The sequence below is a fragment of the Sivoneniella epilithica UHCC 1019 genome (assembly GCF_040830845.1).
Lineage (GTDB): Bacteria > Cyanobacteriota > Cyanobacteriia > Leptolyngbyales > Leptolyngbyaceae > ULC077BIN1.
The window spans coordinates 16,534-34,410 of the sequence record NZ_JBFPDP010000007.1 but is presented as its reverse complement, the minus strand read 5'-3'; the positions used below and the strand labels follow the sequence as shown (position 1 = coordinate 34,410).

At 48.0% G+C, this 17,877-nt stretch carries 15 protein-coding genes; 7 read left to right on the top strand and 8 right to left on the bottom strand.

Going from position 1 to position 17,877, the window contains the following annotated elements:
- The first annotated feature begins 121 nt into the window (after positions 1-121).
- Together AB3R30_RS06415 and AB3R30_RS06410 are read left to right on the top strand one after the other, a co-directional pair.
- Positions 122-1,147, top strand: a complete 1,026-nt coding sequence (locus AB3R30_RS06415; RefSeq protein WP_458648325.1) for an SDR family oxidoreductase — start codon at positions 122-124, stop codon at positions 1,145-1,147.
- Positions 1,148-1,264: 117 nt separating this feature from the next.
- A complete protein-coding gene (locus AB3R30_RS06410; RefSeq protein WP_458648324.1) occupies positions 1,265-2,233 on the top strand; it encodes a cysteine synthase A in 969 nt (322 codons plus the stop codon).
- A gap of 69 nt (positions 2,234-2,302) precedes the next feature.
- On the opposite strand, the gene ribBA is transcribed toward AB3R30_RS06410, so the two are convergent.
- The gene (gene ribBA / locus AB3R30_RS06405) at positions 2,303-4,006 is read right to left on the bottom strand and encodes a bifunctional 3,4-dihydroxy-2-butanone-4-phosphate synthase/GTP cyclohydrolase II (protein ID WP_458648323.1); all 1,704 of its coding nucleotides are present in this window, start codon (positions 4,004-4,006) and stop codon (positions 2,303-2,305) included.
- A gap of 198 nt (positions 4,007-4,204) precedes the next feature.
- Between ribBA and AB3R30_RS06400 the strand changes: the two genes are divergently transcribed.
- On the top strand, positions 4,205-4,375 hold the full coding sequence (locus AB3R30_RS06400) for a hypothetical protein (protein ID WP_458648322.1): 171 nt from the start codon (positions 4,205-4,207) through the stop codon (positions 4,373-4,375).
- Between the two features lie 12 nt (positions 4,376-4,387).
- Positions 4,388-5,446 carry an N-acetyl-gamma-glutamyl-phosphate reductase gene (gene argC / locus AB3R30_RS06395; protein WP_458648321.1) on the top strand — a complete coding sequence of 353 codons (1,059 nt, stop codon included), beginning with the start codon at positions 4,388-4,390 and terminating at the stop codon, positions 5,444-5,446.
- A 228-nt stretch (positions 5,447-5,674) separates the two neighbouring features.
- Here the strand turns inward: argC and AB3R30_RS06390 are convergent, their stop codons facing one another.
- From AB3R30_RS06390 to AB3R30_RS06360, 7 genes are all read right to left on the bottom strand, one after another.
- The gene (locus AB3R30_RS06390; RefSeq protein ID WP_458648320.1) at positions 5,675-5,830 is read right to left on the bottom strand and encodes a hypothetical protein; all 156 of its coding nucleotides are present in this window, start codon (positions 5,828-5,830) and stop codon (positions 5,675-5,677) included.
- A 239-nt stretch (positions 5,831-6,069) separates the two neighbouring features.
- Complete coding sequence (locus tag AB3R30_RS06385) at positions 6,070-7,353, bottom strand: hypothetical protein (protein ID WP_458648319.1); 1,284 nt, start codon at positions 7,351-7,353, stop codon at positions 6,070-6,072.
- A 400-nt stretch (positions 7,354-7,753) separates the two neighbouring features.
- A complete protein-coding gene (locus tag AB3R30_RS06380) occupies positions 7,754-10,003 on the bottom strand; it encodes a RelA/SpoT family protein (RefSeq protein ID WP_458648318.1) in 2,250 nt (749 codons plus the stop codon).
- Between the two features lie 273 nt (positions 10,004-10,276).
- Positions 10,277-10,861, bottom strand: a complete 585-nt coding sequence (gene rimM / locus AB3R30_RS06375; protein WP_458648317.1) for a ribosome maturation factor RimM — start codon at positions 10,859-10,861, stop codon at positions 10,277-10,279.
- A gap of 120 nt (positions 10,862-10,981) precedes the next feature.
- Complete coding sequence (locus tag AB3R30_RS06370; protein WP_458648316.1) at positions 10,982-11,275, bottom strand: PD-(D/E)XK nuclease family protein; 294 nt, start codon at positions 11,273-11,275, stop codon at positions 10,982-10,984.
- A 137-nt stretch (positions 11,276-11,412) separates the two neighbouring features.
- Complete coding sequence (locus AB3R30_RS06365; protein ID WP_458648315.1) at positions 11,413-12,771, bottom strand: cytochrome P450; 1,359 nt, start codon at positions 12,769-12,771, stop codon at positions 11,413-11,415.
- Between the two features lie 74 nt (positions 12,772-12,845).
- Positions 12,846-13,682 carry a TIGR01548 family HAD-type hydrolase gene (locus tag AB3R30_RS06360; RefSeq protein ID WP_458648314.1) on the bottom strand — a complete coding sequence of 279 codons (837 nt, stop codon included), beginning with the start codon at positions 13,680-13,682 and terminating at the stop codon, positions 12,846-12,848.
- 152 nt (positions 13,683-13,834) lie between these two features.
- On the opposite strand from AB3R30_RS06360, the gene AB3R30_RS06355 reads away from it, so the two are divergent.
- The 3 genes from AB3R30_RS06355 to argF all read left to right on the top strand — a co-directional run bounded on the left by AB3R30_RS06355 (position 13,835) and on the right by argF (position 17,863).
- Positions 13,835-14,134, top strand: coding sequence for a 30S ribosomal protein PSRP-3 (locus tag AB3R30_RS06355; protein ID WP_171572524.1), 300 nt, complete (start codon positions 13,835-13,837; stop codon positions 14,132-14,134).
- Positions 14,135-14,422: 288 nt separating this feature from the next.
- Complete coding sequence (gene glgB, locus AB3R30_RS06350; protein ID WP_458648313.1) at positions 14,423-16,750, top strand: 1,4-alpha-glucan branching enzyme; 2,328 nt, start codon at positions 14,423-14,425, stop codon at positions 16,748-16,750.
- Positions 16,751-16,936: 186 nt separating this feature from the next.
- Positions 16,937-17,863, top strand: coding sequence for an ornithine carbamoyltransferase (gene argF, locus AB3R30_RS06345; RefSeq protein WP_458648312.1), 927 nt, complete (start codon positions 16,937-16,939; stop codon positions 17,861-17,863).
- Positions 17,864-17,877: the final 14 nt, after the last annotated feature.

Below are 17,877 nucleotides of genomic sequence, written 5' to 3'. Positions count from 1 at the left end.
GAAGCTAAGCCTACTCCTACGACAGATGTTGAGCCAAATAATAGCCGCTACGGTTCTAAGGATGGAGCGGTAAAGCTCATTTGTTGTTCTGCAAATTTGCATCATTTAGAGAGTTATTCAAATGCAGTTAAAGCCAATTTCTCAACAAGTTGTAGCAGTCGTTGGGGCTTCTAGCGGTATTGGACGGGAAACGGCGCTCCAGTTTGCCAAACGCGGGGCAAGCGTTGTGGTGGCTGCCCGCAGCCAGCCCGGATTGGAGTCCTTAGTAGAGGAGATTCGGCAAGCGGGGGGAGAAGCAACCGCCGTCAGTGCTGATGTTGCCGAGTTTGAGCAAGTGAAAGCGATCGCTGACAAAACTGTTGCTACCTATGGGCGCTTGGATACCTGGGTTCACGCCTCAGCAACAGCGGTTTTTGGGACGGTTGAGCAGATTACACCAGAGGAATTTAAGCGGGTTGTAGACGTAACTTTAATGGGTCAGGTTTATGGCGCAATGGCAGCGCTTCCTTACCTGCGGCAGGCGGGACAAGGTGCTTTTATTTCTATCTCCTCCATGGAAGGTCGGCGATCGCTGCCGTTTCAAAGTGCCTACTCAACCTCGAAGCATGGAGTGGAAGGGTTTCTAGAAGCGCTGCGGGTTGAACTGCACCATGAGGGCGTTCCTATCAGCATTACGAGCATTAAGCCATCGGTGATTAACACTCCGTTTTATAATCATGGGCGCACAAAGCTGGGAGTGAAACCAACCGGAATTCCGCCCTACTATGAACCGAGTCTCGTTGCAGATGCGATTCTTTATACGGCTGAACATCCAGTGCGAGATTTTATTGTGGGCGATGTGGGCAGAGTATTAGATGTGGTGCAGCGGCTTTCTCCTGGTCTGGTAGATTCTATTTTGACGGCGGTTGGTTTCCCCTTGCAGAAGACAACTGAAGCCAAGTCTGAAAATGACTCTAATAATCTTTATGAACCGGTATCAGAAGACAACCGGATTCAAGGTGACTTCGGTCAGTGGGTCATCCCAAGTGTGACCGATTGGATTGACAAAAACCCGGTGTTGAAATGGGGCACTGTGGCAGGAGCGTTAATTGGAGTGAGCGCTTTGGCGATCGCAGCCCAAGTTTTTAATCAAGATGGAGAACTTTAGATTGGGCTAACCCTGAATATTGATGATTTTGGGTGGCTCAAATTGCAAATTGGGGTCAATTATGCGATCGCAATACGCCAAAATCGTAGAAAGGAAACATGGCAGGACACCCCCAGCATGGATATCAAAAGCGGATTCGTTGGCTCCATCGGTAATACTCCCCTAATTCGGCTTAATAGTTTTAGTGAACAAACAGGCTGCGAGATTTTGGGCAAAGCAGAATTTTTGAATCCCGGCGGATCGGTCAAAGATCGAGCCGCCTTGTATATCATTCAAGATGCCGAAGAGCGAGGATTGCTAAAACCGGGCGGCACCGTTGTGGAAGGCACCGCAGGGAATACCGGCATTGGCTTGGCGCATATTTGCAATGCCAAAGGCTATAAGTGTTTAATTGTCATTCCCGAAACCCAATCTCAGGAAAAAATCGACCTGCTGAGAACCCTAGGGGCTGAGGTTCGGACTGTACCTGCCGTGCCCTATAAAGATCCGAATAACTACGTCCGGCTCTCTGGCACGATCGCCAGCGAACTAGAGAACGCCATCTGGGCAAACCAGTTTGATAACTTGGCAAACCGCCGCGCTCACTATGAAACGACCGCGCCTGAAATTTGGGCACAAACCGATGGCACAGTAGACGCTTGGGTAGCGGCAACGGGCACAGGTGGCACCTATGCTGGGGTTGCCCTGTTTCTGAAGGAAAAAGATCCGGCGATTCACTGCGTAGTTGCCGACCCGATGGGTAGTGGACTTTACAGCTATATCAAAACCGGGGAACCGCACTCAGAAGGAAACTCCATCACTGAAGGGATTGGCAACAGTCGGGTGACTGCCAATATGGAAGGTGCGCCTGCGGATGATGCGATTCAAGTGGGCGATCGCGAAGCCATTCAAGCCATCTATCAACTACTCGAAAAGGATGGTTTGTTTATGGGCGGCTCTGTCGGCATCAACGTCGCTGCGGCTGTGTCAGTTGCAAAAAAACTCGGCGCTGGACATACCATCGTCACGATTCTCTGCGATGGTGGCAGCCGCTATCAATCTAAGCTATTTAACCGGGAATGGCTGAAGGAAAAAGGACTAATTTAAGAATATCGAATGTCGAAGGGCGAGTGGCAAAAATGCAGTATGCCTCGGCTCCTGCATTCCTCTACCCCTCTACTCCTTCACAGGATCACGCTGAAAACTATAAATGATCTGAGTTTGCAGGTGTTGACACACAGTAGAGGGAGCGAAACCAAGGGGATAGGCATGGCGATCGAGTTGAATTTGTAGCCCGGTTAGCGGATCGCCACCATGGGCAATCAAAAACTCAAGCTGTTTGAGCGTAGGTTGAGCGGCGAGGGAATCTAAGATTTTGGCGATCGCTTCCACGTAGGGATGATCGGGCTGTTGATACCAATCGGGGGTGCCGAGTAGAGGTTGTTCAAATCCGAGATGGACAATGCGTGAGGTGTTGCCGAACAGCGCGATCGCCATGGGGCGCACTTCTTCTTGCAGTTGAAAATCGTAGGGCTTAACAAGTTGCCGCAGGTTTTCTAATCGTTCATACCAATCGGCGATGGATTGGGAGCCATCTTGCCATTGCAGCGCGATCGTCACCAGATAGGTCTGCAACATCCAATGCCCTAGCTTCTCTACCTTTGTTGCCAGGTAAGCAGAATTATAAGACGTGGTTTCGACGATTAATGGAACGCGATCGACTACTTCTAAGCCATAGCCTTTCAGCCCCGCAATTTTGCGCGGATTGTTGGTAATCAAGCGCATTTGACCTATACCCAAGTCAGCCAACATTTGGGCACCCATGCCATAGTTGCGTAAATCGGCTGGAAACCCTAAATGCTCGTTGGCTTCCACCGTATCCAGCCCCATATCTTGCAACGAGTAAGCTTTGAGCTTGTTGACTAAGCCAATGCCCCGCCCTTCTTGCCGCAGATAGACCACCACGCCTTGTCCGGCACTTTCAATCATTTTCAAGGCGGCTTGAAGTTGCATCCGGCAATCGCAGCGCAGAGAGCCGAGGGCATCCCCTGTCAAACATTCGGAGTGCATTCGCACCAAAACGGGCTGATGGACGAAGTTGGCAGGATCGCCTTTGACGATCGCCACATGTTCCGAGTTATCTAGCGTGTGGCGGTAGGCATAGACTTTAAATTGCCCAAACTCTGATGGCAAATCGGCGATCGCTTCTCGCGAAATCAACCGCTCATGGGCTAATCGATAGCTGATTAGGTCGGCAATACTAATAATTTTAAGGGTGTGCAGTTTGGCATAGTCAATCAACTCTGGCAGCCGCGCCATGGAACCATCTGGGTTTTGAATTTCGCAGATCACCCCCGCTGGATATAGCCCTGCCATCTGCGCCAAATCCACCGCCGCTTCGGTATGCCCTGCCCGCTTTAGCACACCTCCCTCTCGCGCTCGGAGCGGAAACACATGACCGGGACGGCGCAAATCATCCGGGCGAGTGCTGGGATTAATCGCAATTTGAATCGTGCGGGCGCGATCCTCGGCAGAAATGCCCGTGGTCACCCCGACGTTTGGCGCAGCATCAATGCTGACCGTGAAGGCAGTTTGGTTACTATCTGTGTTTTTAAAGACCATCAGCGGCAGGTCTAATTCATCGAGTCGCTCGGCAGTCATCGAGAGGCAAATCAGCCCCCGCGCATACACTGCCATAAAGTTGATCAGATCAGGCGTGGCAAATTGGGCAGCACAGATGACATCGCCCTCGTTTTCGCGATTTTCGTCATCCACTACTACGATCGCGCGACCGGCTTTCAAATCTGCCAAAGCCGCCTCAATAGGATCAAACTGAAAGGAGGAGGGCGCAAGCTGAGAGGAATCTGCGGAGAAGTTCAAAGCGTCACCGTAACGTTTTTTGAAGAGTCTTTCTAATTAAATTCTAATCTGTTTGCGGTCAAGACGGATTGATTGAACTTTCGCCGAATAGGGCTACTGATTATGACTACTTGGGTGAACTCAAGTCACCTGATGTGCAACTAAAGTCAGCCCTCATCCCCCAGCCCCTTCTCCTGCCTTGGGAGAAGGGGAGCAAGAATGGTTCAAAGTCCCTCTCCCGCTCTGGGAGAAGGATTTAGGGTGAGGGAAGTTGGGATAGTCGCACATCGCGTCAAGTCATCTTTTGCAGAACCCGCGATCGCAGCCTTCCCCAAATCTTTTATCTGGTACTACAATGCAGCAAAGTTCTCTGTATTTAATCCGCAATAAGGTAAAAGCATCATGGGTGATGGGGCACATATCCCGGTTGGAATTGTCGGCGCATCGGGCTATGGCGGCGTGCAGCTTGTTCGTATTCTGATGGATCACCCGCATTTGAAACTCGCCTATCTAGGGGGTGATAGCAGCGCCGGACAGTCATTTTCGGATCTTTATCCGCATTTGGATTCTCGCGTTGAACAAGTGATTGAACCGATTGATTTAGATAAGATTGCTGAGCGGTGTGAGGTTGTTTTTCTGTCACTTCCCAACGGACTTGCCTGCACCATGGCTCCGACGTTGCTGGCGAAAGGCTGCAAAGTGTTAGACTTGTCGGCTGACTACCGCTTTTCAGATTTGGCAGTTTATAAAACCTGGTATGGCATTGATCGCACCGATGAGAAAGTCGCAGAAACTGCTGTGTATGGTTTGCCGGAACTGTATCGCGATCGCATTTCTCAGGCTCAGCTAATCGGTTGTCCGGGTTGTTTCCCGACCGCTAGTCTGCTAGCACTGTCGCCATTGCTTAAGCAGGGTTTAATTGTGCCAGAAACCGCGATCGTCGATGCCAAATCGGGCACTTCGGGCGGCGGCAGGCAGGCAAAGACCAATATGCTGCTCGCAGAAGCCGGTGGCTCTTTTAGTGCCTATGGAATTGCCCGCCATCGCCATACCCCAGAAATCGAGCAAATTTGCAGCGATCTTGCGGGACATGAAGTGATGGTTCAGTTCACGCCCCACCTGGTTCCCATGCCACGCGGCATTTTGGCAACGGTCTACGCCACTCTCCGCGACCCCGGTTTAGTCCGAGAAGATTTGTTGACAATTTTCACTGCCTTTTATCGAAATTCTCCCTGGGTGAAGATTTTGCCGAGTGGTGTCTTTCCCCAAACGAAGTGGGCGTGTCATACCAATCTTTGCTACCTTGGTCTAGAAGTAGATGCACGGACGGGGCGGGTGATTGTCATCTCGGCGATCGACAACCTAATGAAAGGGCAAGCAGGACAGGCAATTCAGTGTCTCAACATTATGATGGATTGGGATGAAACCTTAGGATTGCCTCAGTTAGCGTTTTATCCCTAGTAAAGTAGCCTGAAAGATTCGCTCCTTCATTATTGCTGGGGCGAGTCAACTTGGAGTTGTTGCAGTTGATCAATGGTTAGTCCCGGAGTTCCTCACTAAAGTACCAAGGGGCAAAAACAAATTTATGGATGGGGAGCGATCTCTAGGGCGGAAGATGAAATTGTGACGATTCATCAGGGCTTTTAGCAGTCAACGAAAGCAAAGCGTTATATAGATCAGATATCTAGATCAACGTTTGATCTCGCCTTGCAAATCCGTGGGACGAAACCATGCCCAGTGACGGTAGTTTGGATGTACATGTCCGGCTGGTTCGACATGTGCATCTTGGTCACTGATGCGGTTGATTTCAACAGGTGCGATGCGATCGCGTTTAAGGAATTTCATAGAATCGTCTCCTAAGCAATGGAGTGAAGTAAGGGACGTTCCTATTTCGGAGTATCGTGCGACTGAAGCAGTAAAAATCTCAAGATTTAGTAGATTCACCTAACAACGCTATACAAGACCGAAAATCGGACGCTTTGATTTATATCTGTATTATAAGCTACCGTTTTCTTTTTTTGCTAGGTGAAGTAAGAGTTATTGCGAAGTAAAAGTCATTGAATCTTGATAAAAGCCGCTTAAACCTACCACTGATTGATAAAAGATAAATCTAATGTGCTGAAGTTGGTGCTAAGCGCTAAGTTAAGATGTTCCATTGCTTGAACTAGCCATTGCACATTTTCTCGTTTGCTCGATTCGTAGTGGCTAAACAAAATAGAAAAGCGTTTTTCCAGATTCGGTTTAACCTTGCGACAGATCAGCACAATTTTAAGTAGCAAGCCGGTTGCCAGTGCTGGTCCAATATTTGAGAGCAAATCGATAAGCACAAAATGGCTTGGTTTTTGAGAACTCTCAACTACCAAAAAATTGAGCAATTGGCTACAAGTTCTCACGATGAGAAAATCATTAACATGATGAGAGTTACTTTCTGGCAGAGATGCTTTCAGTTGAGCATAGAGTTGGTTATTAAACTGGCGATTGCCATACTCTGGATCGACTGAAGCAGTCATGTATTGATAGAGATCATCTTTAAACGAGTTGAAAGATGAAGTCTGAGAACTATGAGTTAAAAATCGTTGCGCTAAATCTCGATAGGTATCAGTTCCCTGCGATCGCCCTGCAAAATGCTTCACTGCCACACATAGTTCTTCATCACTGAGCAATGTTGGGTTTTTGGCGGGTTGTAAAATCCGATTGGCAACATCGGGTAAGTTGCTACGAATAATTTGCGATCGCCGCACTTGGTAAGTCACAAATTGAGACAGATCCAGTTCATATTGGCGCTCTGCCCTAGCCTTTAGATGGCGAATCGTTTGCTGTTGTTCAAGGGTGCTACCCTCGGCAACTAAGCAATGATCATATAAATAAGGATATCGATGAATTAGCTTTCCTAAAGAAACACCCAACGGATTGGTTTCGATATTTTGGCTAGTAACCTGAGCTAAACGCCGCAATGCCAGATATTGCTCACTGTCCACAAAGTCTTTAACCAGTTCCCGCAACCGACGAACAGAGCGCGATCGCCCATACTCGCGTGTAGAACGAGCCGCCACCGACTCAAACAGTTCTATTAGAGTAGGAATATAAGTTTGATGTTGAGGACGAGCTTGCCAGCGATTAATTAGAATATGGCAGCAACGGTTTAATATAAATCGAAATTCTTGATCAGCAGCTTTATTCGCCGTAATCTTTTCAAGTGCTGCACTAACTTCTGGATCAGGATAACCGGTTCCATCAATAAACAACAGATGAAAGCGCTGCACTAAATCACTGGGTAGTTCCGACTGCACAAGGTGCAAAAAATGGTCGTACAAGTGTTGTTCGTCTTGTTCAGCTTGTTTTGTGTGGCGGGTTGTCCAAGTGCTCACGGTAGAAGTCCCAAATTCAGGCATCGAATAGAAATAAACTTAATTTTTTTCAAGGACTTAACGAAACTATGGTTTCAATCTTAAATGGAAGCCGCAGGATTACCAAGTGACAATTAAACAATTTGGGCAGTAGCGAACCAATATCTTAACTAAAGGTAATTTCTAAATTTATTTATGAATGATACTGAACTAAAATGCTTTATAGATGTATTTTAAGTCACTTTGATAAGTGGCCACTACGGATGATCTTTACTCTAATGGAACGCTTAAAGAACAAAGCTTGAAGATTTAATTCTAGTTGATGTTGCCACTAATGCTACTGGCACATGGGCTTTTCTAGGGTAACTTTGCATACACTACACAAAGACCTGACTAAAATCACGATTCTTTAATAAAAGGCTTAGTCTTCACTCTGGCTAAGGCGGTGTAAGTTTAGAACATCACTGAGCTTTTTGACCTGAGCAAAGGTACGCTCAAGCTGGTCATGATTCCGAACATCGATCCCCAAATCAATCACTGCTGTTTGGTCAGGAAAGGTTCTGACTTGGGCGTTGCGGACATTAATATTATTGTCGGTTAAACGAGACAAAATGTCTTTGAGTACGCCAACTCGATCGATTACGGTAATCTGTATATCAATCGGATAGGCTTGGGGGCGCTCTCCCTCTTGAATAGGATTCCAACTCACTGGAACTAGGCGATCGCCCGGAACAGGCTCAAGGTTGGAACATCCTTGGCGATGGATCGAAATTCCTCGGTTACTTCGAGTCACTACGCCAATAATCGGTTCTCCCGGAACCGGAGTACAGCAGCCTGCTAAGTGATATAGCAACCCTTCTACGCCAATAATTGGGGATTTGCAAGGCGAAGGCAATAGTGCTTTTGAGGGGGTTGCTGGCAGCAGTAATTGTTGAGGCGCAGGGGCGATCGGCTGTTGGGCTTTGACGGTTTCTCGTAGGCGATTGACAACGTGATTCAGCGTAATTTCTCCATAACCCACGGCGGCTAGTAAATCATCAACGCTGTGATAGTTACATCGCTCCACAGCGGCTAGCATGGGCGCTGATTTGAGCAATGCTTCAAATCCATTTTTGCCTAACTCGCGCTCTAGCATGTCTCGCCCACGGGCTAGGTTTTCGTCGCGGTGCGATCGCTTATACCACTGGCGAATTCGGTTACGGGCACTCGCTGTGACGACAAAATTGAGCCAGTCTAAACTAGGATGCGAGCTTTTATTCGTCAGAATTTCAACAATATCTCCATTTTTCAACGGAGTATCTAAGGTCATCATCCGCCCATTAATCCGAGTTCCGGCACAGTGGTTCCCAACTTCGGTATGAATCCGATAGGCAAAATCTACTGCTGTTGATCCCCGTCCCAAAGAGACGACATCCCCTTGGGGCGTGAACACATACACTTCCCCGTCAAACAGATCATCTTTGATGCTTTCTAAATATTCTTGAGCATCTTTTAGATCACTTTGCCAATCTAATAGTTGCCGTAGCCAAGTAAATTTTTCATCCGTTCCGGTCATGTTCCCGTTGGAATTGCCTGCCTCTTTATATTTCCAGTGGGCAGCGATCCCATATTCAGCAATATGGTGCATTTCTAAGGTGCGAATTTGCACTTCTAGCGGTCTTCCCGTCGTGCCGACCACTACCGTATGTAACGATTGATAGCGGTTGGGTTTGGGTAAGCCAATATAGTCTTTGAAACGTCCAGGAATGGGACGAAACATATCATGGACGATCGCCAATGCCCGATAGCAATCTTCATTGGCTTCTACAATAATCCGAACCGCCGCAACATCATAAATTTCGTTATAGCCCTTTTGCTGGCGCTGCATTTTTTGATAAATGCCGTACAAATGTTTGGGTCGTCCGCTAAGTTCAAAGACCTGAATGCCAATCTGTTTTAGGCGATCACGCAGATTATTTGCCAGTTCGTTTAATTGCGTTTCGCGATCAATCCGTTTTTCAGCAACTAATTCTTGAATACTTCGATATGCTTCTGGCTCTAGATATTTAAATGAGAGATCCTCCAGTTCCCATTTCAACCGCCCGATCCCTAAGCGATTTGCCAAAGGAGCAAAAATTTCTCGCGTTTCCAAGGCAATTTGACATCGTTTTGCGTCTGATAAATGCTCCAGCGTTCGCATGTTGTGTAAGCGATCTGCCAGCTTAACCACAATCACCCGAATATCTTGCGCCATTGCAAGGAACATGCGACGAAAATTTTCTGCTTGCCGCTCAGTTTTACTAGAAAAGTTAAACTTAGAAAGTTTAGTCACCCCTTCAACTAAAAGACGAACTTCCTTACCAAATTGTGCTTCCAACTCATCAGAAGTAATCTCAGTATCTTCCACTACGTCATGCAAAAATCCCGCTGCAATCATAGCGCTGCCACCCCCCAAATCGCGCAGCAGCCCTGCCACCGCGACCGGATGCATAATATACGGCTCTCCTGAAGCGCGATACTGTCCTTGATGCAGGCGATAGGCAAACTCAAAAGCACGACAGACTAGATCGGCATCGGCGCGAGTCGTTTGTGCCTCACTACAATCGGCAGCGACTTGGCGAGTGTTTAAGCACTCTTGCAGCCATTCGGGGACAGTAAACTCAAAGAAAGACGCTGGAGCCGTAAGGTTCATGAGATCGAGCAGGTATTAATAAAAGGCTCAAACCAATGAATAGCTGTATTGACTAATCTAGCTTGAGAGATTAGTAAGCTATGCAAAAAAACTGCGAGGAAACAAGATCTGAATCGATCGCGTTGGAAATATCTCTGGATTATGCCGCCAATTGGACAAAAAAGGGCTAAAGTACAGAAATTCTAAGCTTTAGCTAAGCAATAATGAGGGGAAAAAAGGTAGATTGCCTTTTAACATATCTTAGCAACACAAGTAAAATTTTCCACAGTAAACCTACAAATTTTCGGTGGCTTTCTCTACGTCACTTTCCACCAAAGCGATTGGCAAATCATCAATTAACCCAACAGGTGGAGTAATTTCGAGACGGCGACGATGCAAATCAACAATAGGCACGATCTCCATGACAAACGGAATCAGCACAGTATTTGCTTTTGGGTCGGGACGTTGCACTTCTAACAGGTGATTTCCAGCAGGAATCAAGCTGATCACGGTGCCGATCAACTTTTGGGTTGTCTGATCAAACACCTCCAGCCCAATCAAATCTGGAATATGAAATTCACCGTCTTCTAGGGTCGGGCGATCGCCTGCCAGAACCATTAGTTTAGAATCGCGCAATCCTTCAGCATCGGTGATCGTGTTAACTCCCTCTAGCTTTACCACATATAAACCCTTACCATCCAAATACCGTCCCCGCAGGAGTTTGATGGACTGCGGCTCTTTGTTTCCGGGTCGGAGCAACCAGCGTTTACCGGGTTCCAGAAAGCGTTCAGGAAAATCGGTATTGGGATATATCCGTACTTCCCCTTTTAGCCCTTGGGGTGCAACAATCTTGCCAACTTCAATAAAACGATCGGTCATGGTGACAAGTCAAAAAAAGCATGATAGCGATCGTAGTATGGATATTGTGCTTTGACTGTAAGAATATCCATGCCGAACCCTTATCACCAAAGAAGAAAGGGAGACACGCTGCCATTCTCTTTAAATTTCTTCGCCTAACTGCCGCAGTCGCTCTGCTAGTTGGTCTGCCCGTTGCCGCTCTGTTTCAGCCCGCTGGCGTTCTGCCTCGGCTTCGTTTAAATAGCGATCGCCCAATTGATGAGATTGAGTAGGATTCAGCAAAAATGCCAAGAAGTCTGAATGGCGAAGTTCTTGTCGGGTTACTCCAATCGCCTCAAAAATATTGAACTGGTTGACCAAAGATTCAAGTTTTTCTAAATCGTCGTTATCAACAATGAATCGCTCCAAAAATCCACGATCTTCTTGGTCAGTCATAGATAAGCCAATTCCTGTTGGTCGTTGGATTGAAGTTGGTCGCCACTTTAAATTAACAGCGCAATTTTAAGGATCTCCGGACAAGTCAAATCACGTCTCGTTAAACCCATTGAGATAGGATATAGCCTATGTTTAGCCTAAGCAGAGCGCTTTCCAAGCATTTTCATTTTCACGCCATTGGCGGGGGCGAGGGTGACTCCTCGGCGGCGAGGATATTCGGGTTTGGTGTCTGCCAGTGCTAATTCGTAGCGCGTCAGAATGGTGGATAGCACCAGCTTCAGTTCCAGTTGGGCGAGGGCTTCGCCAATGCAGCGCCGCACACCGCCGCCGAAGGGCAAAAACTCATAGGGAGAATATTGCCGTTCTAAAAAGCGCTCTGGTTTGAAGAGATGCGGCTCTGGATACAGATCTTCGCGCTGGTGGGTCAAGTAAATGCAGCCGACGACAGCGATACCCGGTTCCAACGCATAGCCAAGGAGTTCCGTGGGTTCCTGCACCACTCTGGGAAAAGTGAGCATGGCAACGGGATAAATCCGCAGAGTTTCGTTGCAAACGGCGGAGAGGTAGGGCAGCTTGACAATGCTCATCGGGTCGAACAAATCTGCCGACTGTAGCTCATGCAGCAATCTTTCTCGAATACCTGGCTGATGATAAATCCAGTAAAGCGCCCACGATAGAGCAGTGGCAGTGGTTTCATGTCCGGCAAACATCAGGGTTGCCAGTTCGTCCCGCAATTCTTGATCGGTCATGGGTTGTCCCAAATCATCGATCGCCGCCATCATCAGCGACAGAATATCGACGCGGTTTGGTTGTGGCTGAGTCCGCCGATCGCGAATTTCTGCATAAATCAAATCATCCATTTGCTGGCGATCACGCAAAAATTTTCCCCAAGGACTCCACGCGCCCCAATCTTGCTGGAGTGCCGGAAAAAACAGCGGACTGGAAGACAGCGGCGATGCAAACACCTCTGTCAATTTGGTCAGCATTGTTTTAAGCTGCTGGCTGCGTTCCCCTTCAAATACCCCAAACACCGCTTGCATAATCACCTGCAACGAAATTTCTTGCATTGCAGTCCGCGCTGAGAAGGGTGTATCGACTGGAATTTTGCCCAAGGTTTTTTCGGTCAAATCGCAAATGAGTTGGCTATAAGCGCGAATGCGATCGCCATGAAACGAGGGCATCAACATTTGTCTGCGGCGTTTGTGGCGATCGCCCTCAATCAAAATCACCGAATAATCGCCCAGCAATGGAACCAAAATTCGATTCAAACTGCCCGGTGCCACATAAGTTTTGCGATCGTTGGTGAGAATATCTTGAATCCCTTCCGGCGTATTCACAAATACCAAATTATTGCCAAAGCCAATAATTCCAGCCGAAAAAATATCAGGATATTGCTGAGCAGCGCTTTCCATATAGCCAATGGGGTCAGCTACCCATTTAAGTTGCTGCAAGAAGCGCGGCGTAGACACCGGATTAGGAGTTGAAAGTGTGTTCATAGAACAGTTGGGGGCTAAGGTCAATGCACAATTCCGTAGCTTTATCATGAGCGATTTGAACCGCGATCGCCAAGCTAGATTAGCTGAGCGATCGCGGTAGACGTGAGTTCCTGCATATTCCCAAACACAATCGCTGCTCCTGCTTGCCGCAAGCCATCTGCATAAGCTTGGCTCTGGGCTTCTGTTTCCTGCACATGGGGCGGCAAGATGCCCACCGCAATCCAAGGGCGATCGCCCTGTTGCTGGCGCGCCTTCACCACCGTATACATATCTGCCACCGTATCACCCACATATAGCACCGGAATTTTAGAATCCACTGGTTTTAATTGGGAAACCGCCGCAAATAACCCTGTTGGATCAGGTTTTCCAGGTGCATCTTCCATCGCCACCAACACCGGAGCCTCAAGCCCCAATCGCTTTTTTAGAACATAGTCAGCAGATTTGCGAGTTGCCCCACTAAAAAAGCCCCAGCCCATCTTCGCCCACGTTAATTGGTCAAAATAAGCAGAGTCAACTAACAGCGGTTCTTGGCAGATGTAGCCCGTAAAGTGATTCGGATCGGTGCCCCGATAGCGCGCCTGAAAAAACGCTACCAGTTTGTCATAGGCGATCGCCACCCCACCCCGCCCCGCATCATCTCGCCAGATTGTGTCTTGGATCGCTGGCATTTCCACTTCATGCGCCTCGAAATAGCGAAACACCAACTCCTGAGAAGCCTCCCAATCATTATTCCAAACACCCTCAGCCTTTAGCGCATCAATCTCACTTTGAGACGGACGATAAGCCCCCTCAGTCAAATGCTCCACCGTATCCGCCAACGCCCGCCGATACGACCCGCCCACATCTCGAATCACCCCATCAATATCAAATATCACCAGCGCCACTAGCAGACTAGCTGATTGAATCGCCATAACACTCCTCTTTTCAGTAAGCTCTTTGAATTCCTTTTTCCTTTCCCCTCGCCATTCGCCATTCATCCAAGATCGTGCATGATTAAAAACAGTGAGGTACTATAGAAGGCTGTAGATTATTGACCAGTTGGGTTGGCGTTGGAGGTTTTTGGTTGGCACAATTTATATTAAAAGTTCTCTGGTTAGATGAGAACGTTGCATTAGCAGTGGATCAAGTAGTAGGCAAGGGAGCAAGCCCGCTGACATCTTACTTTTTTTGGCCCCGCAATGATGCTTGGGAGCAGTTAAAAACCGAGATGGAAGCAAAACATTGGATCTCTGAGGTAGATCGAGTGGATTTGCTTAATCAAGCAACTGAGGTGATTAATTATTGGCAAGAGGAAGGGAAAAAACGCCCCATGGCAGAAGCCCAGGCGAAGTTTCCTGACATTGCGTTTACAGGCAGCGCTTAAGCCAGTGAGTATTTTAGGCTGTCTAGCTAGGTTGCTTACCGAGAATCGTTCCGTGATTCTATGACAGATGGTGTAGCATATAGTCACTTATCGCCCTAACAAGCCAAACGGTCGTTAGGGCGCTTTTAATTTAAAGAGTTTACGAATGTCTTTGCTAAAACTACTAGGGCGATCGCGGCAAAATTATTTGAGAGTTTGCCCATCATTTGCTACGGTTTACTACAGTTATTGATATTTTCTTTACATTTCTAGCTGAATTAAATTTACAGGATTTAGGTAGGTAGCTTCATGACAGCAACGATTAGCCCAGACCAAGTTGAACGGATCGTTTGGAACCAACATCATGATCCGTTTGAGGTGTTGGGACCCCATCAAATCGAGCAAGATGGAAAAACCGTTTGGGTCGTGCGAGTTTACCAGCCAAAAGCGGATGCAGTATGGATTGTTTTTCCAGAGCAACGGGAAGAAGTGCAAATGCAATCGACCCATCATCCCCACTTCTTTGAAGCCACCCTAACGGCTCCAAATCTGCCTAACTATCAACTGCGGATTAAAGAAGGAGAACGCGATCGCGTCTCCTACGATCCCTACGCCTTCCAATCTCCCTGGCTCACCGATCTAGATATTCACCTATTTGGAGAAGGCAACCACCACCGCATTTATGAAAAACTCGGTGCCCACCCCGCCGAACTGAACAACGTCAAAGGTGTATATTTTGCAGTATGGGCACCCAGCGCCCGCAACGTTTCCGTTCTCGGTGATTTCAACCAGTGGGACGGACGACAGCACCAAATGAGCAAACGCACCAACGGCGTATGGGAACTCTTTATTCCCGATGCCGGGGTTGGCGCTCACTACAAATATGAAGTGAAAAACTGGGAAGGTCACATTTACGAAAAATCTGACCCCTATGGCTTCTATCAAGAGCCGCGCCCCAAAACTGCCTCCATCGTTGCCGATCTGACCACCTACACATGGAACGATAGCGAGTGGATGGAAGAACGCCGCCATGTCGATCCACTCACCAAACCCATCTCTGTCTATGAAGTGCATTTGGGTTCTTGGATGCACGCCGCGACCTCTGAGCCTGCACGTTTACCCAACGGTGAAACTGAACCCGTTGTCGTCGTTTCCGAGTTAAAACCGGATACTCGCTTTCTCACCTACCGCGAACTGGCAGCCAAGCTAATTCCTTATGTCAAGGAACTGGGCTTTACCCATTTGGAACTGTTACCGATCGCCGAACATCCTTTTGACGGCTCTTGGGGTTATCAAGTGGCTGGCTACTACGCCCCCACATCCCGCTTTGGCTCTCCTCAAGACTTCATGTACTTTGTGGATGAATGCCACAAACACGGCATTGGAGTATTAGTCGATTGGGTGCCGGGTCACTTCCCCAAAGATGGGCACGGACTGGCATTTTTTGATGGCACTCATCTTTATGAACATGGCGATCCACGGAACGGAGAGCATAAAGAATGGGGCACACTGGTCTTTAACTACGGGCGCAACGAAGTCCGCAACTTTCTCGTTGCCAACGCTCTCTTCTGGTTCGATAAATATCATATTGATGGGATTCGCGTTGATGCGGTAGCTTCCATGCTCTACCTCGATTACCTGCGTCCGAATGGCGAATGGATTGCCAACCAATATGGCGGACGGGAAAACATTGAAGCCGCCGATTTTTTGCGTCAAACGAATCACGTGATTTTTAGTTACTTTCCGGGTGTGCTGTCGATCGCCGAAGAATCCACCGATTGGCCCATGGTTTCTTGGCCAACCTATGTCGGCGGTTTAGGTTTCAACCTCAAGTGGAACATGGGCTGGATGCACGATATGTTGGATTACTTCCACATGGACCCTTGGTTCCGGCAGTTTCACCAAAACAACCTCACCTTCAGCATGATGTATCACCACAGTGAGAACTTTATGCTAGCGCTTTCTCACGATGAGATTGTCCATGGCAAGAGTTCCATCGTTGGCAAAATGCCAGGTGACGAGTGGCAGAAACAAGCGAACGTCCGCTGTTTGTTTGCCTATATGTTTACCCATCCGGGTAAAAAAACCATCTTTATGAGCATGGAGTTAGGGCAATGGAATGAGTGGAATGTGTGGGCAGATTTGGAATGGCATTTGCTCCAGCATGAGGCTCATCAACAGTTAAAGCGCTTTTTTATCGCTCTCCATCAGTTGTATCGCGGTGAACCGGCGCTCTACTCCTGGGATTTTGGCGGTCAGGGTGGCTTTGAATGGATTGATTGTAGCGACAACCGCCATAGTGTGGTGTCATTTATTCGTTGGGCGAAAGATCACGAAGAGTTTGCGATCGTCGTTTGTAACTTCACTCCCCAACCTCATTCTCACTATCGAGTGGGTGTACCGTTCTTGGGCTTCTATAAGGAAGTATTTAATAGCGATGTTCGTGAGTTTGGCGGCAGCAACATGGGGAATTTAGGCGGCAAATGGACTGAAGAATGGGCATACCAAAACCGTCCTTATTCTATTGATCTTTGTTTGCCTCCTTTAGGTGTGTTGGTGCTAAAGCTAGATAAGGAAAAGACTCAGGCAGCTTTGCAAGCAGCAGGCGTAGAGCCTAGTGGAGACTCAAACCAGTAGTAGTTGATAGGTGAAGGAGTGAGGGGGTGGAGGAGTGAAGGGGTGTCTACTGCTATGTCGTTATTCCTTTACCTCTCTACTCCTTTTACCTCTTTACCCCTCAACAGAGTCTTTGTTTGATGACACGCGCTAGGCTTAGCGGCTTGGATTTGCTAGGGTTTTACCAGTGATTATGGATGCAGCAGAATGGGGGCACTGAAAGGGCGAGATTTACTGAGCATGGCGGACCTGACAGCAGAGGAGCTACGAGATCTGTTGTATCTTGCGGCACAACTCAAAGCTGGCGCAACGTATCCGCAATGTCAAAAGCTTTTGGGATTGCTATTTTATAAGGCATCAACCCGAACTCGCGTTAGTTTTATTGCCGCAATGACTCGCTTAGGAGGACAAGCGCTAGATTTGAATCCTAGTGTGACTCAAGTGAGCCGAGGAGAGCCACTGGCGGATACGGCACGAGTTCTCGATCGCTACCTAGATGTGTTGGCAATTCGCACGTTTGACCAGCGCGATCTAGAAACCTTTGCCCACTATGCCAAAATCCCGATCATTAATGCATTGAGCGATTTGGAACATCCTTGTCAGGTGTTGGCAGATCTACAGACAATTCAGGAGTCATTTCATGGGCTAGCGGGTGTGACACTGACTTATGTGGGTGACGGCAGTAATAATATGGCGCATTCTTTGTTACTAGGTTGTGCTTTGGCAGGGGTGAATGTGCGGATTAGTTCTCCCCATGAGTACCAGCCTTTGGATAGGATTGTGCAGCAAGCCAAGAAAATTGCTGGTGATCGCGTTGAAATTACCACCACGACTGATGCGATCGCGGCAGTCAAGAGCGCTCAGGTGATCTATACCGACGTATGGGCAAGTATGGGGCAAGAAGATGTAGCAACGTCTCGGATTCCGATCTTTCAGCCTTACCAGGTGAATGAGGAACTGATGAGCCATGCAGATTCATCCGCGATCGTGCTGCATTGTCTGCCTGCCCATCGCGGAGAGGAAATTACCGATGATGTCATGGAAGGCGCTCAATCTCGCGTGTGGGATCAAGCAGAAAATCGAATGCACGCTCAGCAAGCCCTGATCGCCAGCCTTTTAGGGGTTACGGGCTAGTCTGAAGTCCAAAG

What these genes read in the sequence shown, in the direction of transcription:
- AB3R30_RS06410 (WP_458648324.1), top strand. Translation starts at nt 1,265, where the DNA reads ATGGATATCAAAAGCGGATTCGTTGGCTCCATCGGTAATACTCCCCTA.
- AB3R30_RS06415 (WP_458648325.1), top strand. Translation starts at nt 122, where the DNA reads ATGCAGTTAAAGCCAATTTCTCAACAAGTTGTAGCAGTCGTTGGGGCT.
- AB3R30_RS06400 (WP_458648322.1), top strand. Translation starts at nt 4,205, where the DNA reads ATGGTTCAAAGTCCCTCTCCCGCTCTGGGAGAAGGATTTAGGGTGAGG.
- argC (WP_458648321.1), top strand. Translation starts at nt 4,388, where the DNA reads ATGGGTGATGGGGCACATATCCCGGTTGGAATTGTCGGCGCATCGGGC.
- AB3R30_RS06380 (WP_458648318.1), bottom strand. Translation starts at nt 10,003, where the DNA reads ATGAACCTTACGGCTCCAGCGTCTTTCTTTGAGTTTACTGTCCCCGAA.
- rimM (WP_458648317.1), bottom strand. Translation starts at nt 10,861, where the DNA reads ATGACCGATCGTTTTATTGAAGTTGGCAAGATTGTTGCACCCCAAGGG.
- AB3R30_RS06370 (WP_458648316.1), bottom strand. Translation starts at nt 11,275, where the DNA reads ATGACTGACCAAGAAGATCGTGGATTTTTGGAGCGATTCATTGTTGAT.
- glgB (WP_458648313.1), top strand. Translation starts at nt 14,423, where the DNA reads ATGACAGCAACGATTAGCCCAGACCAAGTTGAACGGATCGTTTGGAAC.
- AB3R30_RS06365 (WP_458648315.1), bottom strand. Translation starts at nt 12,771, where the DNA reads ATGAACACACTTTCAACTCCTAATCCGGTGTCTACGCCGCGCTTCTTG.
- argF (WP_458648312.1), top strand. Translation starts at nt 16,937, where the DNA reads ATGGGGGCACTGAAAGGGCGAGATTTACTGAGCATGGCGGACCTGACA.
- AB3R30_RS06390 (WP_458648320.1), bottom strand. Translation starts at nt 5,830, where the DNA reads ATGAAATTCCTTAAACGCGATCGCATCGCACCTGTTGAAATCAACCGC.
- AB3R30_RS06360 (WP_458648314.1), bottom strand. Translation starts at nt 13,682, where the DNA reads ATGGCGATTCAATCAGCTAGTCTGCTAGTGGCGCTGGTGATATTTGAT.